The organism is Palleronia caenipelagi (assembly GCF_007004065.1).
Taxonomy (GTDB): Bacteria; Pseudomonadota; Alphaproteobacteria; order Rhodobacterales; family Rhodobacteraceae; genus Palleronia; species Palleronia caenipelagi.
In genome coordinates this window covers 1-16,486 of the sequence record NZ_VFSV01000040.1, presented here as the reverse complement: position 1 = coordinate 16,486, position 16,486 = coordinate 1, and the positions used below count along the sequence as shown (strand labels likewise).

At 60.1% G+C, this 16,486-nt stretch carries 11 protein-coding genes and 2 pseudogenes; 11 read left to right on the top strand and 2 right to left on the bottom strand.

Features of this window, described 5'->3' with window-relative positions; translation table 11 throughout:
• Positions 1-270 precede the first annotated feature (270 nt).
• On the bottom strand, positions 271-864 hold the full coding sequence (locus FEV53_RS16005; protein ID WP_142835793.1) for a helix-turn-helix domain-containing protein: 594 nt from the start codon (positions 862-864) through the stop codon (positions 271-273).
• Between the two features lie 219 nt (positions 865-1,083).
• Here FEV53_RS16005 and FEV53_RS16000 point away from each other — a divergent pair, with 219 nt between their 5' ends.
• From FEV53_RS16000 to FEV53_RS15955, 10 genes are all read left to right on the top strand, one after another.
• Positions 1,084-1,332, top strand: a complete 249-nt coding sequence (locus tag FEV53_RS16000; protein ID WP_142835792.1) for a helix-turn-helix domain-containing protein — start codon at positions 1,084-1,086, stop codon at positions 1,330-1,332.
• Positions 1,333-1,620: 288 nt separating this feature from the next.
• Complete coding sequence (locus FEV53_RS15995) at positions 1,621-2,352, top strand: TnsA endonuclease N-terminal domain-containing protein (protein WP_142835791.1); 732 nt, start codon at positions 1,621-1,623, stop codon at positions 2,350-2,352.
• On the top strand, positions 2,349-4,508 hold the full coding sequence (locus FEV53_RS15990; protein WP_142835790.1) for a Mu transposase C-terminal domain-containing protein: 2,160 nt from the start codon (positions 2,349-2,351) through the stop codon (positions 4,506-4,508). Before FEV53_RS15995 ends, FEV53_RS15990 begins: the two co-directional genes overlap by 4 nt.
• On the top strand, positions 4,505-5,449 hold the full coding sequence (locus FEV53_RS15985; RefSeq protein ID WP_185962257.1) for a TniB family NTP-binding protein: 945 nt from the start codon (positions 4,505-4,507) through the stop codon (positions 5,447-5,449). The genes FEV53_RS15990 and FEV53_RS15985 overlap by 4 nt, the downstream gene beginning before the upstream one ends.
• A gap of 5 nt (positions 5,450-5,454) precedes the next feature.
• Complete coding sequence (locus FEV53_RS15980; protein ID WP_221931639.1) at positions 5,455-7,317, top strand: TniQ family protein; 1,863 nt, start codon at positions 5,455-5,457, stop codon at positions 7,315-7,317.
• Positions 7,318-7,989: 672 nt separating this feature from the next.
• Complete coding sequence (locus FEV53_RS15975; RefSeq protein ID WP_142835787.1) at positions 7,990-9,135, top strand: TIGR03032 family protein; 1,146 nt, start codon at positions 7,990-7,992, stop codon at positions 9,133-9,135.
• Positions 9,136-9,137: 2 nt separating this feature from the next.
• Entirely contained in the window at positions 9,138-9,380 is a 243-nt protein-coding gene (locus FEV53_RS15970) for a hypothetical protein (RefSeq protein WP_142835786.1), read from the top strand.
• Between the two features lie 203 nt (positions 9,381-9,583).
• Positions 9,584-12,781, top strand: coding sequence for a Hint domain-containing protein (locus FEV53_RS15965; protein ID WP_142835785.1), 3,198 nt, complete (start codon positions 9,584-9,586; stop codon positions 12,779-12,781).
• A 470-nt stretch (positions 12,782-13,251) separates the two neighbouring features.
• Complete coding sequence (locus FEV53_RS15960) at positions 13,252-13,914, top strand: hypothetical protein (RefSeq protein WP_142835784.1); 663 nt, start codon at positions 13,252-13,254, stop codon at positions 13,912-13,914.
• On the top strand, positions 13,911-14,528 hold the full coding sequence (locus FEV53_RS15955) for a LysE family translocator (protein ID WP_142835783.1): 618 nt from the start codon (positions 13,911-13,913) through the stop codon (positions 14,526-14,528). Before FEV53_RS15960 ends, FEV53_RS15955 begins: the two co-directional genes overlap by 4 nt.
• A 432-nt stretch (positions 14,529-14,960) precedes the next feature.
• On the opposite strand, the pseudogene FEV53_RS15950 reads toward FEV53_RS15955, so the two are convergent.
• Positions 14,961-15,468, bottom strand: a pseudogene (locus FEV53_RS15950) (IS91 family transposase); the annotation flags it as partial.
• Positions 15,469-15,525: 57 nt separating this feature from the next.
• On the opposite strand from FEV53_RS15950, the pseudogene FEV53_RS15945 reads away from it, so the two are divergent.
• Positions 15,526-16,486 (top strand): annotated as a pseudogene (locus tag FEV53_RS15945) (IS3 family transposase); the annotation flags it as partial.

The window sequence follows — 16,486 nt, the reverse complement described above, 5'->3', positions numbered from 1 at the left end:
TCTTCTAAACTCGAAAGCCTGAAATCCGTGGGCGACGTCCGGCGCTGAGCATTGTCTGGCTTGCCGGCATGATGCAGATTTTCGGCCACTGTTCAGCGGTGGAGCGAAACGAAGGGACGCTTGCACGGATCGATTGGATCTGCCTCTCCAACCCATTCGCGCACGTGGCGGCCGTAGCGGCGGTGTCCAGAAACTCGATATATATCTGCAGACTTCCGTTGGAACGGACGGCACGTTCTGGCGACGAACACCTCAGGTGTCCATCGATCCCTACCTGTTCGCTCCGAGGAAATAGCGCTTTCGCACGAAATCCTCGATCAGCGCGTATCCGAACACCGCAGAAAGCAGGATGGAGATCAACAGGAGCGGGTCCGCGTAGGTGTTGGTGAGACCAAAGTGGAGACCGGCTTTGGTATGGAGGAATTTGAGCAGGGTGAACGCACAAGCGACCATCAATATCCAATCCCGAACATTGCGCCAGGGATCTGATGTCGCCCCTCGAGGGCCAAGTCTTCGGATAAGCCGCAAGTGACCACGCAGCCACTGCCACCATGACAGATCCGGTCGGGTCGAACGCTGCTGCGGCAGCGAGGTCTCAGATTCAGGGTGATCGGAGCCAACTGGTGTTACCGCGATGGCAATACGATGATCGACGTACTGATATTGGTGGCAGAATTTGAGCCAGACGGAAAGCGGAACATCGCGTTCTCCGTTCTTGTAGCGCTCCACTGACTTTTTACTGATTCCGAGATCGTCAGCCATCTTGGACCAGGTCATTTCTGGTCTCTCACGGACTGATTTGAACGCTTCGGCGCAGATGCGATGCAAATCTGATTCTGTCAGATCCATATCTTCGGGACCCATGAGGCCCTCCTTGTCAGAAACCCGCTGAATGATCTGAGCCTATCTTTCGCCCGCAGTCCAGATGCTAAGTCACTGTTCCCAAATGAGTAGAATGGCGAAACCGACCAATTGGACGGCTTCATTTCTGCAATTATAACAGTGGATTAGGGGTATTTTCCTTTGACAACGGCCTCAAGTTTCTGCCCAAATTTGAACGAGGCAGAGCTGAGGAGATCACACATGGCAGCTGGGAACCGGCGAGATCTGGCGATTCATAAGCGCATCCAGAAAGGGCTTCGGGCCCGCGGCATGTCCATGGCGCAACTCTCCAGAGACCTCGAGGTCACCCAAGGGTCCATGTCTCTCGTGAGCCGGGGTCTGCATCGTTCGAAGCGCATTGAAAAAGCGATCGCCGATGCGTTGGAGACCACTCCGGAGCAGCTCTTCCCGGATCGTTATTCTCAACAGGAGGGACGGCCGCCGCCATGACCTAGACCCGTCTCAACGGGGCAAACAAAAAGACCCACGTGCTAGCAACACGTGAGCCCTTTTTAGAAGTTTCGATCTCCTGACCGATACTTCGAGTTTCCCCAGAAATCACTGGAAGTCAAGCTTTGGCGGTGCTGCGGAGCGGCACTGTCCGAGCGGGCTTTTCTCAACGCATCAGCGGCACCGCCACCGCACGGGTCTCCCGTGCGCCCGGCCTGCTGCGGAAATTCGGAAAGGGATGGCCCCCCGTCGCCGGAGATCGCGCGACGGGCGGACCATCGACCGATTATGAAAGATAACTTCAACTTTGGCCGCCTTCCTGACGGCCCCATCGGCCAAGAGGCCGACCTTGTGTTCTATCCCCCCAATCCGAGCCGCTCGAGCCGACGGATCGCAAAGCGGTCCAGGGCCAGCGGTCGCGGTGCGCTGACGGACCCTGCGTTCCATCCGGGCAAGCAGCAGATAACCCAATTCGAAAGCCTCCTTGAGATGAAGGTTTACTGCATTCTGCGGGTCAAGCCGGTCACGCGCGATATCCTCGAGCAGCCGCCGGCGATCCGCTACACCGATCCCAGCGGCAGGACCCGCTCGCATACGTTCGATTTTCTGTGGATCCACCGGGACGGAACCCGGGTGGCAGTGGCGGTCAAACCGGTGGCCAAAGCTGCAAAGCAGGACTTCCAGGCGGAGCTGAAGGCCATTCGGGCCGCATTGCGCAAAGATTACGCAAACCGGCTCATCCTGATCACGGACGCGGACTTCACGCGGGACGAAGCTCTGAATGCCCAGCGGTTGCTGATGTTTCGCCCGCATATCCGGCCAGAGCACATAACCCGCGTCGCTACGGTCCTTCCGAGCCTGAGCTATCCCCTGCACCTGAGGGACATCATTGAGGCGCTGGATATCGGACCTGACGGTTTCGGGGCGCTTCTGCCTGCGCTCTATGATGGGCGACTGGTCGCGGACCTTGCCGCCGAAATCACACCGGACACTCTGGTGCAGCGGGGTGAGCTGTCATGACCAGGCGCATTCATACGACAGAACAAGATCTCTGGATCATCGACGGGGTCCGATATGGCGTCGCCGAGACCAATTCCGAAGGTGTCGTCCTGATCGAACTGGAGGGCGCTCGGCGGGCGCGCAGCTTCACGCATCAGGAATTGGCAGATCTCCTCGCGAGCGGGGACGCGGATTTCAAACGCAACGCTTTCGCGCCGGAGACCGCGGCGTGCAGCCAGATGTCTCCGGTCGAGTCTGTCGCCGATCTCGATCGGGATGATCAGTTGTTGATGCTGTGGCGCCTCGCCTATGTAATGGCCTTTCTGTCACGGGAGAAGGCGGGAGAGGTCGTCCGGACCTTTCGGTCGACCACGGCAATTCTTCCCGATCTCGAACGGGAGGTGGATCAACAGGAAGCGCATCGCCAGCACATCACCGCGAAAGCCAAGCGCGCCGGGAAGAAATGCTACAAGCGGACCGCGCCGGGGGCGACGACGCTTCTCGCCTGGGTGCGCCGCTGGGAAAAGTCCGGGCGGGATCCGCGCAGCCTCATTCCGCGAACCCATCGATCTGGCAATCGCAGAACCCGGTTTCCCGTGCTGGTCGAGAAGGCGGTGAGCGAGGGCATCAAGGCATACGCGTCGTTCCAGAGGCCGACGATCCGAGATGTGACCAAAAAAGTGCGGGAAACCGTCCGCAAACTGAACCGCGAGCGTGAAGCGGTGGGGCTTGAACCCTACAGCCTCCCGTCGAATCGCACCATCGCCAGACGGATCTCCAGGCTCGACCCGTTCGCGACCTATGCCCAGCGATACGGGGCGGCAGCCGCAGTCCGGAAGTTTGGTGCCTATGAAGACGGTATCAAGGCGAGTTTCCCCATGGGGCGCCTCGAGACCGACGAGTGGAAGGTCGATGTGCTCACCGTCGTCGATCAGATTGGAGCCCTTGAGAGCCTGTCAGACGAGGTCCGCAAGACGCTCGAGACAACGCGTCTATGGCTCTATGTCGGCATCTGCTGCGCCACGCGCTGCATTGTTGGCATGCATCTGGCGGATCAGCCGAATGGTGCAGATGCCGTCCGGCTCCTGTCGCTGATGACGCGGGACAAGACGGATCTTGCGCGGGCCGCCGGATGCGAAAGCCCGTGGCATCAGGGGGGTGGTCTTGGCCTGGTCTCGGCAGATCTCGGTCCGGCTTTCGTTGACGAGACCTTTCAGGTGTCCCTGTTGGCCCTCGGAGGCATGATTGCTTCGCCGCCCGGGGACAAGCCGTGGCTCCGGCCGAAGATCGAGCGTGTGTTTCGCACTTTTGGCACCCAGATCATGCCAAAGCTGGCGGGGCGGACCTTTTCCAACCCCAAAGAACGGGGGGATTACCCCTCCGAGGATCTCGCCGTCCATACGAAAGAGACTCTCATGCGGATCCTCACAATCCACGTGGTCGATATCTACCATAACTCACCGCACCAGGGTCTTGGGGGGGAAACACCGGCGGATTGCTGGGAGCGTCTCTCCGCGAAATGGGGTTCGTTGCCATATCCCGGCGCGATCCAGCGTGCTGCGGTGTTCGGCAATGAGACCGAGCGCAAGCTCACCGGTCGCGGGGTCACTGTCTGCGGCATCAATTACGTCTGCGGATACCTGCGGGACCTCCACAAGCGTGCCCATGGCGACGTGGTGCGCGTGCGCGCCAATCCCGAGGATCTGGGCTTTGTGCTGGTCTGGAACGGCAAAGGCTGGGTTCAGGCCCATGCGATCCAACCCTGCTTTGAGGGGGTCTCTCTGGGGCAGTGGCGCCTCGCATCGCGGGAGCTGGGTCTGCGCTACGGTCAGCGTGCGGAGCTGAGGCAAGATGTCGTGGAGCGGGCCCTTCGCAAGGTCGAAGAAATCAATGCCGAACAGATCGAGAAATTCAACGTCACGATCCCGTTCCTGACCCCGGAAGACCTCGCGCGCGAAGAGCGCCAGCTCCATCTCGGTTTGACCATCCGGCCTCAGGACCAGCCCTCGATTGATCTCCCGAAATCGCCCGATGCGATCGGCTCGGAAGTCCCGCTCGGGGACCGGGCGCCGGATCTCTTCAATCCGCACCCCGACGAGACCCCGAATACGACCCCGGAGGAACCGGACAACAATGAGGACAAGGGCCGGTCATGGGGCATGGAGGACGACGAATGACCCACGCACAGATCGCCGAGACCATCACGGTGCTCGAAGGCCTGCATTACCGCAGAGATGTGCAGACCACCCTGCGTACGGAATTTGACAGGCGTCTCTACGGGCGCCGAGAGGAGATCCGGCAGGGTGTTGTCAGAGAGGGGCGCGGTATCGCGCTCCTCGGCGCCTCAGGGAGTGGGAAGAGCACCGTCATTGAGCATCTCCTGAAACGTCATCCCGAACTTGTGCTGCCAGATCCGGGTCGGGAGCGCGCCGATGTGATCAGCTTTCGGGTGCCGTCCCCGGCCTCACTCAAAGAAGTGGGGAGGACCGCTCTGACTGCGCTCGGTTACGACCTGAAGCGTGATCGTTCGGCCACGATCATTTGGGGAATTGTCCGGGAACTCCTCCAGAAGCGCCAGACGCTCTTTCTGCACATCGATGAAGTTCAGGATCTGAAAACCTCGCAGAGCAAGCAGGTAATTCAGAACGTCATCAATACCCTGAAATCCCTGATGCAGCATCCCGAGTGGCCGATTTCCATCATCTTGTCAGGCATGCCCGAGGTCAGGAAGATGCTCAACTTCGATCCGCAACTCGCCCGGCGGTTTTATCCGATCGCGCTGAGGCCTCTGTCCTTCACGGGGGACGAAGAGATGCTGAGGGACATGGTGGGGTCCTATCTTCACAAGGCGGCGCTGCCGCCATCCTCTGGGATCTACACAGACGAGGTTCTCATGCGGCTCTTGCACGCCGGGGCCTACGAGTTCGGCATCGTCATTGAGATCATCATCGCGGGGATCGGGGAGGCGTTGATGGCGGGCAGCGATTGCCTCTTGCTCGAGCACTTCGCGATGGCGTTCCGCCGGCGGACCGGGTGCTATGACGGGCTGAACCCCTTTCTGGCGCCGGACTATCGCGACATCGACCCGCGAAAGCTCTTCCCGGAATGGGAGGACTGATCGCCATGTTCAAATGCCCAAACCTCGCGCAGCCGCTGCGCCACGAAGAAACCGCGACCTCCTACGTGTCGCGTCTGACCCGCTATGTGGGGGTTGGCACGCCGTTCGATCTCTGCCGGGATCTCGGTCTCGAATGGCAGGCAATCGTGCGGGGGGAGGCGAGTCAGCTGAGGGCCCTTGCGGCCCTCGGCGGTGCCGATGAGAGCGACCTCAACCGCTGGTCTGTCCGCGCTCTGGGCGGGTTGCAGTTCCAGATCGGGCAGGACGTGGTCCCGAACAAGACGCTGCTGCGCAGCCGCCCGAGGCTCTGTCCCCGATGCATTCTGGAAGATCTGGCGTCGGGGCAGATGCCCTATCGGCGGGTTCACTGGAACCTTCTCGCGCTGCGAACCTGCGCACATCACCAGATCCCGCTGATCCAGCTCCCGCATCTGGAGCACACGTTTGGAAATTATGACTTCGTGACCCGGGTCGCGGCCTGCGATGATCTGATCCGGAAGGCGGACCGAACGGCGCCACCGCAAGCCTTCTCGGACTTCGAGGCTTATCTTCTCGACCGTCTTCGCAAAGGGCGGGGACAAAGCCCCTTTCTCGATGACCTGTCGCTGACGGTCATCGCCCGCATGGCGGAAACGCTGGGGTTGGCCCTGGCTGGTGATCGCACCCCGCTCGGCGAGGTCTCCGACGCCGATCTCCACGCCGCCTGCACGCGCAGTTTCCGCTATCTTCTGGGCGGTGAAGACGGGCTCCTCGCCTGCTTTCGCCGGCTGCAGCGTGATCCCTTGCAAAGCAATGCCAGCCACAAGCTCGACTTCGGGGCCGTCTGGATCTGGCTCAGCTACGCCCACCCGACACCCGAGATCGAGAGGATCAGAGCGCTGGTCCACACCTTCGTCTTCTCCAGCTACCCGGTGCAACGGGGCACAATCGTTCTGGGACAGCGCTGCCCGAAGACGCAGGTCTACTCGGTCAACAGCGCCAAGCGGGAGCACGGGATCTCCCGTCAACGATTGGTCCGGTGCCTTGTCGAGGCGGGGGCCGGACGCGCAATCCCCGGGAAGAGGGACTCGCTCATTCTCACCCGCCAGATCCGCGCCAAGGATATTGACCGGATTCTGTCGCATCGGGACGGTCTGCTGCCACGATGGGACGCCGTTGCGCTGCTCGGCCAGTCCGACAAAGCCTTTCGGCTGCTGCGCCTGAATGGCGCGATCCGGCAGCACAAGGATGCCATAGACCAGCGTCCCATGTACGATCCTGCCGAAATCGAGACCTTTCTGGCGCCGATCTTCGAGGCGACGCTGACAGCCTCCACATGCCCTGCCGGTCATGTTCTCCTGCGCGAAGCCTGCCAGAGGCTGGGGACCGACCTGATCGGCGCGACGGATCTCATCCGGAAAGGGCAGGTCAGATCCGCGCGGCTCCTCCCGGACGGTCAGGGACTGGATCGCATCCGCGTTGATCCCGAGGATCTCCGGGAGGCGCTCAAACGCGAAATGATCCCGGCCATGAGCAAGCTCGCCGCCGCCGCATATCTGCGCACGAGCTTGCGGACGGTCGCACACCTGATCGATGAAGGGCTGTTGGAGCTTGTGAAGCGAGGACCCTCCCTGAAAGGGTTCGACTTCCCCGCCATCCCTGAGACCAGCCTCGAGGCCTTTCTGAAGGACCATACCACGCTCGGCCGCATCGCGGCCGGTATGGGCACCAACTTCATGTTCGTTATGCACGGTCTGGAAAAATGCGGTGTCGAAGCCGTCACCGTGCCGAAGGGCATCGGTCGCTACTATCAGCGATCCCACCTCAAGGACCGCGCGCCCTATATCACCTTCAAGACCGCGAAGACCGTCGATTGGGACAAGGTATGACCGCCGCTCCATCTCGCTGCGGTCTCTGGTCACCTCTCAGAAGCGGCCACTGCCGGGAGGTCTGCACAGAGCTCCCGACCTGATCGACAGGGCGCACGTTCGACACGCGGGGCGGAAAGTGTGAATTCGCCGCTTCGCAGCGCTAGCGGGCGGCGAACGCGAAAGCAGACCTTCATTACCGGGGCATACGGCTCGTCCGGCTTCTGGGCGCCCTCGAGGGAACCGGCTCTCGCCGCACTCTGGATAACCGGCGGCGATGCGCAACAAGGCAGAGATCACGCGTACTGGCAGCAGCTAGACAGAAGGCCGGCTAGCAGAATTGATTTGCGCCACTAACCCAAGGAAGATCTGGGACGCTCAAACGCGTGTCTCTCCGACCCTTTACGAGGAAGCCGGGTGGCATCCGTTAAAAATCTGTTAACATACTCTTTTCATTAAAGTTTTGGGCACTCTCTGTTTGCGAGAATCTCGGTCCAACCGTAGGGTTCGGCAATTCAGGTTGATGCCACGAGGAGACTGCATGATGAACGTATTTATTTTTGATGTAACCGGTCGTCTGAAGGAGCCTGATCTGGACCGCACGGGCGGCATGATGTCATGCCTCGGGTTCAAGCGCCCGGTGGGATGGGGTCCGGCACTTTGGCTGGCGCCGCGCGCATTTGGATGGCGGACATGACCTCTGCGGCATCTCCGGTGAAGTTTGCGCGTCCGGCGCTGGCGATCGGTGGGCAGGATGCGGATTTTGCCTTTGAGGCCTCGCGCATGATGCCGGGCTGGCTGGAGACGCAGGACGTCTCTCTGGCCTTTTCCACCTACGAGATCGGCAAGCTCTTTCTGGTCGGGCTGGGCGCGGATGGTCGGCTGGCCTTTTCAGAGCGCAGCTTTCCCCGCGCGATGGGGCTGGGAACCCATGCCAACGGGTTTTGGGCCTCATCGCTCTATCAAATCTGGCGGTTCGACAATTACCTTGCACCGGATGCGCGGTACAAGACACATGACGCGCTCTACGTACCGTCGATGGCCTACACGACCGGTGATGTGGACACCCATGACATCCACACACAGGACGCGCTGCCGCTGTTTGTGGCGACACGGTTCAACTGTCTGGCCGAACCTGTGCCGGGCAAAAGCTTTCGCGCGGTGTGGCGCCCGCCCTTCATTGATCGGTTCGCGGCCGAGGATCGGTGCCACCTCAACGGATTGGCCATGCAGAACGGGGCTCCGCGCTATGTGACCTGCGTGTCGCAGAGCAATATCGCCGAAGGCTGGCGCGAGCATCGCCGGGACGGCGGCGTGGTGATGGATGTGGCCTCGGACGCGGTTTTGGCCGGCGGCCTGTCCATGCCCCATTCTCCGCGATTGTACGGTGAGGACCTGTGGATCCTGCAATCGGGCACTGGCGAGCTGGGTCGGATTGACTTGGCCACCGGCCGGTTTGACCCCGTCTGTTTCCTGCCGGGCTTTGCCCGCGGGTTTGCCATCGTCGGCGATTGGGCGGTGATCGGCGTGTCGCTGCCCCGCGACAGCAACAAGATGTTCTCCGGACTGGCGCTCACCGAACGGCTGGCGCGCGAGCGGGCGCAGCCGCGCTGCATGATCGCGATCGTCAATCTCAAGACCGGAGACCTGGAGCACTGGCTCCGGATCGGGGGGCTGATCGCTGAAATTTACGATGTGGTGGCGCTGCCGGGCATCCGACACCCGCATCTGGTGGGTCTGCAGAAAGACGACATCCGGTTCATCATCAATCCCGAACAGGGCCCGGCCTTTTCCACGCCGCGCCCTCCCTCTGAGACCTTCAAACCAAAGGACCCCTGACCATGTCTGAAGCACCGCAGACCAACTGCAACAGCCTCACCCTCTCCCAAGAGGTCATCGATCGCCTGCACACGCAGGTGACATTCGCGGATGACGCGGCACTGGGCCAGTTCGTCGCCGATGCGATCAACAGCTACCTGCAACTGGGGCAGCTGCACCAGCAGGGGGCAGAGTTCCTGTGTCAAACCAAGGGGAGGGACGAGCCGGTGGTCCTGCGCTTCCCCTTCGCACGCCAGACGGCCTGAGCCCGCGCCATGGTTGTGATCACCGGCCCTCCCTGACGCGGTAACCCTGACGCGCCACCCCTGACGGGTCACGCCCCAATCACAGCGACAAACAGACCTGCACCCGGACGACACCACGTCGACCGGACCGGTAGATGCGACCGAAATCCAACAATCCAGACCCCGCTCAGAGGGTCCCTTTACCGTAAAGAGTGGAACATAAAATGGCTGTCATCACGATCACACCCACAAACTGGAACGATCTGGTCTTCTGGAATGGTCTGACCATCAATCTCGGCGACACGCTGGATTTTACCGCGCTCCTAAATAACTATTTTCTGGTCCCGGGCAGCCTGATTGGCGACGGATCAACAGCAGATGCCACGAGACTTGTCATTTCGGACGGTACGACAAGTTTTTCGATCGGCGACGCGGGCACCACAGTGCCAACCGATGCCAATGTGTCCGGCAGTTTCAGCGATCTGGCATCATTGGTGCTGAACGACGGCACCAACCGTGTTATCGTTGACAGTCAAACCGCAACCACTGTTGCAGGTGGCACCGGTAATGATGTGCTGAACGGTGGCGACGGCAGTGTCACCATTACGTCCGGGGACGGCAACGACGTCATCGTGGCAAGTCAGGGTTCGGACATCATTGATGGTGGCGCGGGTACAGATACCTATAGGGTGCAAAGCGATCCTGCCTCATCCTATCGCTTCGTTGGTACGGAGCCTGGCGATTGGGCGGGCTTTGCTGTCAGCTCTGCGGGGGATGTCGATGGTGATGGTCTGGACGATTTGATTATCGGCTCGTGGCGGGCCAGTGGCGGTGGGTACCAATCCGGAGAGGTCTACCTGATTACCGCGGCAGATATGTTGAATGCGGATGCGGCCGATGGTGTGTCCGACGGCGTGATCGATCTTGACAATGTGAACGAACAGACCACGTCCTACCAATTCATCGGCATCGATTCTGACGACGATGCGGGGCATAAAATCAGCTCCGCCGGGGATGTCGATGGCGATGGCCTGGACGATCTGATCATTGGGGCACGCTTCGCTGACAGCAACGGCGGCATTAATAGCGGCGAAGCCTATCTGATTACAGCGGCGGATCTGGCGGCAGCGGATGCGGTCGATGGCACAGATGGTGTCATTGATCTGGGCAATATCGCCGCACAGTCTAACTCTTACCAGTTCATCGGCATATCGGGGGCAGATCGAACCGGCTATTCTGTCAGTTCTGCGGGGGATATCGATGGCGATGGCCTGGACGATCTGCTGATCGGGGCCTCAACGGGCTATGGCGGCGCGCCTCAAAGTGGCCAGACCTTCCTGATCACAGCGGCGGATCTGGCCGCAGCTGATGCGGTCGACGGCGCAGACGGTGTCATCAACCTGAGCAATGTCGCCGCACAGGGCGGGTCTTACGTGTTCAACGGCGCCGCAGCAGTCGACTACGCAGGCTTCTCTGCTACCTCTGTGGGGGACGTGGATGGCGACGGAATCGTCGATCTGCTGATCGCGGCGGCTAAGGCTGATGGTGGTGGCGTCGATTCCGGTGAGGTCTATTTGATCAGCGGAGCAAGTTTGCCGGCAGCGGATGTAGCGGATGGTACACTCGACGGTGTCATTGATCTGGGCAATATCGCCGCACAAGCGGACTCTTACCGGTTCATCGGCGCTGAAGCAGGGGACGTAGCAGGCTCTCGTGTCAGCGCCGCCGGGGATGTGGATGGCGATGGTTTCGCCGATCTGCTGATCGGTGCATCAGCGGCCGATTACGGAGGGCTCGACGCGGGCGAAGCCTATCTGATTACAGCGGCGGATCTGGCGGCAGCGGATGCGGTCGACGGCACAGATGGTGTCATTGATCTGGGTAATATCGCCGCACAGACCACCTCGTACCGCTTCATCGGAACCGCGGCGGGGGATGCGGCGGGCAATTCCGTCAGTTCAGCAGGAGACGTGGATGGCGATGGCCTGGACGATCTGCTGATCGGGGCGCGCCGTGCCGATGGCGACGGAGCCAATTCCGGCGAGGTTTATCTGATTACGGCTGCGGATCTGGCGGCGGCAGATGCGGCCGATGGCAGCACAGACGGTGTCATCGACCTGAGCAATGTCGCTGCACAGGGCACCTCCTATGAATTTACCGGCGGCGACCCAACAGACAACGCAGGGATATCCGTCAGTTCTGCGGGGGATGTGGATGGCGATGGGCTCGGCGATCTGATCATCGGGGCGTTCGCGGCCGATGGGGGAGGTAACGGCAGCGGAGAGTCCTATCTGTTTACAGCCGCAGACCTTGCTGACGCAGATGCGGCCGATGGCACGATCGACGGGATCATTGATCTCGGCGATGTATTCCAAACTGTAGCCATCACCATTGATGAGACCGGAACCGGCAGTTCGGCAAAGCTCTTGGGCGGTACGGACAGTCTGAGCAACATTGAGTTCCTGCAGGCCGGCGAGTCCTCGCTGGAAAGCGACGCCATCACCATTACCAACACCAGCGGCCTAGGGTTTACCCTGGGTCAGATCACCGGGATCGATACCGGCGCCGAAGACGGCCAGACCGCAGGCACCTATACGCCGTTCGATACCGGCACGCCCATCACCTTCGGCCCCGCCGAGGCGCTGAGCTACGACGACATCATCGCCGGGATCACCGTCGGCACCTACGGCCCCGGCACCTTCCAGATCACCTCCGGGGATGAAAGTGGCTCGGTGGGCGGTATCACCTTCACCAATTTCGAGACGGTGAATTTCAACGTGGTCTGCTTCACCCGCGGTACGCTGATTCGCACCTTTGACGGCGACCGGCCCATCGAGGAACTGGTGCCGGGTGATCGTGTCCTGACGCTCGATTTCGGATACCAGCCGCTGAAATGGATCGGCGGGCGCGTCCTGTCCCGCCAGATGCTGGATCAGCATCCCCGCCTCACGCCCATCCGGATCCGCGCCGGGGCACTGGGTCCGGGCTTGCCGCAGGCCGATCTGCTGGTCTCGCCTCAGCACCGCATCCTCGTGCGCAGCGCCATCGCCTTGCGGATGTTTGGGACCGCCGAAGTGCTGATCCCGGCGAACAAGCTGCTGGTGTTGCCCGGCATCGACATCGCTGAGGACGCGAGTGGGGTAGAGTACATCCACATGTTGTTTGACCGACATCAGGTCGTGTTCTCCAACGGCGCACCCTCCGAAAGCCTGTTCACAGGTCCGCAGGCGCTGAAGGCCGTGTCACCCGAGGCCCGGGCCGAGATCCAGGCGATCTTCCCCGAGATCTGTGACCCGGACTTTCACCCCGTCCCCGCCCGACTGATCCCCGAGAAAGGCAAACTGATGAAGCAACTCGCCCAGCGCCACGCCAAGAACCACAAGGCTCTCATAGCCCTCACCGAAGCGGCGGTGTTCGCGTGACGGGACTAGCCTGACAGGTTCGGGCTCCAAAGCAGATCCGCCCTACGTCACATGTTTCGCCGGCGTGGGAGGGGGCCAGTTCTTGGCGTCGCGGACCGATTGGATCTCCGCATATACCCGGCGCGAATCCTAAGTTCTCACCGCAGCATAGGTCCGGGAATCGCCGCCACCTGTATTAGCCGCCGCGGTCACGGCGGGGATCGCGCGGTGGAAGCGAAAGGACGAAACGTCCGCACCGGTGATCTTCGTCGCGCAAAAAATGATGCACACTGGGTCGAGCGGCGGGAAATGCGTGCCGCATTGCAGCATCTGACGTGGTGATGAACGGCAGGTAAGGGCCGAGACCGACGGTGCGCCGGTCGGAGGGCCTACCCGCTATGCCGCATCGCTCCGTGTCGGCTCTGAGCCCTCATTGCAATCTTTCTGCTTTGCAGCGAAGGTCTATTCTCTAATAGTTGATGAGATTCACAATGCATATTGCCTTTCTTCATACCGCTGACGTTCACGTCGCGACCTTTGATCAGATTTTTGACGGCTTGGGCAGGGATGCCCAGCTCACCCATCACGTTGATGCGAGCTTGCTCGAAAGAGCGCGGCGAGATGGGATCGACGCAGTGCGTGTAGATGTCGAAACATTGCTCTCAGACTTAAGCGCAGCTGATGTCGTACTATGCACTTGCTCGACGTTGGGGCCGCTAGCAGATGATGCCGCAAAGTCGTCTAGCGCCATTATCATGATTGACCGACCCTTGATGGAGCAGGCCTGCGCGGATGGTGACAAGGTTCTCGTTGCTCTGTGCTTGGACAGTGCGCGTGACGCGACCCTCAATCCGCTCAGGAATTGCGCGAAGGAGGCGGGCCGAAACATCACACCAGTTGTTGTAATTTGTGGTGATGCTTGGGCATTTTTTGAAGCAGAAAATATCGAAGCCTACGCCACGACAATTGCGTCATCCATTAAGGCAAAAATTAAAGAGGAATCGGGCATCAAGAGCATTGTTTTGGCTCAAGCGTCAATGCATGTGGCTGAAGCCAAGCTAGCGGATATTGGAATTCCCGTCCGTAGCTCGCCCGTTATTGCGGCGAAGCGGTGCCTTGAGGTTGGCCAAGTGAACAAGGGTGAAACAACATGATTGATTGGATTTTCTTCGTTCCAGCATGTTTCGCGCTGAATTTGGCGTTTGGCCCCAACAATCTCTTGGCCATGACACACGGTGCAAAAGCGGGTGTTAGCTTCGCTCAGAAGGCCGCTCTTGGTCGATTGCTGATTTTTGTTCCGATGATTACTGTAAGTGCTCTGGGCCTCGGTATCATCCTCACAGCCTCGGCTTTAATTTTCGGGATCGTTAAAGCGTTCGGGGCAGCATATCTGATATGGCTTGGAATAAGCCTGTGGCGTCACGCGCGCACGATGGAAGTCACACAGATCAGCGCGCACCCTGCACACTTGGGACGGGCGTTTAGAAGCGAGGCAATGGTGGCTCTGAGTAATCCAAAAGCGATCCTCATTTTCGCTGCATTTTTCCCACAATTCGTAGTTCCGGAAAATTACTGGCATAGCTATGCAATGTTGGGTGCAGCTTTTTTACTCATGGAGGCAGCAGCTATCTTTGCCTATGCTCTAGCGGGCCGCTTGGCATCAAAATTCGCCTCAGGCAGACTTCAAACGATGCAGCGGATTTCGGGTGTCACAATGTGCATATTCGGCATCCTGCTGCTGGTTAGCCCTCCGCCATCGCGTTCATAGCAGCCGTGCAAACGCTGGCACCGAACAGTCGCTTTGTCCCGCGCTGCCGACCTTCGGACAAATCTGCAGCGAAGGTCGGGAACGATGCAGGTTTCTCGGACGCCACTTAGGAGGGCTGATTGGGTGCGCGACGTTGCGTGGCGTCGGAGAAGCGCTCAAGCGGGAAATCGCGGGGTTGGACCGGGTGAGCGGTTTGGGCTTATGGGGATTTGCGACGGGTTAGCGCTGGTGTGCCGAGAGACCGCATTGCCGTTGCGCAGATATCCCGGGCCGTGAACGATTGAATTTGTGGGATATGTGTCCGCTTCCGAGTGACGACCTTGGTTAAAAGTGCCCATTTGCCCTGCGGTCCGGGCATTTGGCACAGGCTGTTTGGGCCGCTGACGCGGATTGTTCTTTCTGGTGAGATGATGACGCGGAGACGCTTGGCAGTCATGCTGTGGCCCTTGCTCTTGTCGGCGGAGGCCGGGGTTGCAGCGGCGCGATCATCTCAATGATAACCAATTGGCCGCCGCAACACGGGCATGGCAGGGCCAGAGTGCGGCAGGACTTATCAGTTTCCCGGGCCCTGTCATCGCTGTCGGAGCTCCGCTGCGGCGTGTCTTCGCCCAAAAGGGCCCTGATCCTTGCAATATTGGCCGGCCCTGTTTCCGTTACCGAAGAAACCGTAGTGACGGATGCGATGCTGGCCCCTGGGCAGGACGTGGATGAGGAAGCGGCGGATGAACTCTCCGGCTGTCAGAGTCATCGTTGTGTGTCGCGCAGGGCCGTTCTTGCGGTAATCCTTGACGCGGAAGGTGACGCCGCGCGCGTCCATGCGGATCAGACGGCTGTTGGATATGGCAACGCGATGGGTATAGCGCGACAGATAGGACAGCACCGCCCGAGGTCCGGCGAAGGGCTCCTTGGCATAAACCACCCAGTCGATCTGGCGCAGCGGTTGGTCTTCCCCCACTGAAGTGGTCCTCCGCTATGTTTAGGAAAACGGAGGAAACAGATGGCAAACAAGCGACCAAAGCCCGAGGAAATTGTGACGAAGTTACGGCAGGTTGAGGTTCTGACCGGGCAAGGCATGCCGCGTCTGGATGCGATCCGCCAGATCGGCGTGACTGAACAGGCGTTCTGCCGCTGGAAGAAAAAGTACGGTGGGATGGGCGCGGACCAATTGAAGGAACTAAAGCGTCTTCAGAAAGAGAATGAGCGGCTGCGCAAGGCTGTTTCGGATCTGACCCTGGACAAGCTGATCCTGGCGGAGGCCGCAAAGGGAAACTTCTGAGCCCCGCTCGTCGCCGTACCTGCATTGATCGTGTTCGTGCAGAACTGAACGTTTCGGAACGTCGCGCGTGTCGCGTTCTGAGACAACACCGATCGACACAGCGCAAGSTAYCCATTGGTCGTCCAGACGAAGAGCGCTTGGTGGCGGATATGATCGAGCTAACCCGGCAATATGGACGGTATGGCTATCGTCGGATTGCAGCAATGCTCAGAGATGCTGGCTGGCATGTGAACGAYAAGCGCGTCGAAAGACTGTGGCGACGAGAGGGGCTGAAGGTGCCAATGAAACAACCAAGAAAAGGACGGCTTTGGCTGAATGATGGATCGTGTGTCCGGTTGCGGCCTGAGCATCCAAACCATGTTTGGTCATATGACTTCGTGCACTGCCGGACGGACGATGGGAAGGCGTTCCGTACGCTCAACATCATTGACGCGTACAGCCGGGAATGTCTGGCGATCCGTGTCGACAGGAAGTTGAACTCAGGCAACGTCATCGATGTGCTGAGCGACCTGTTCATCCTGCGCGGCGTGCCAGCATTCATTCTGTCTGACAACGGCCCGGAGTTCGTTGCTCAAGCCGTACAGGACTGGATCAAAGCTGTCGGCGCGAAAACGGCTTACATCGAACCTGGATCGCCTTGGGAGAACGGATACTGCGAAAGCTTCAACGCCCGTTTCCGCGA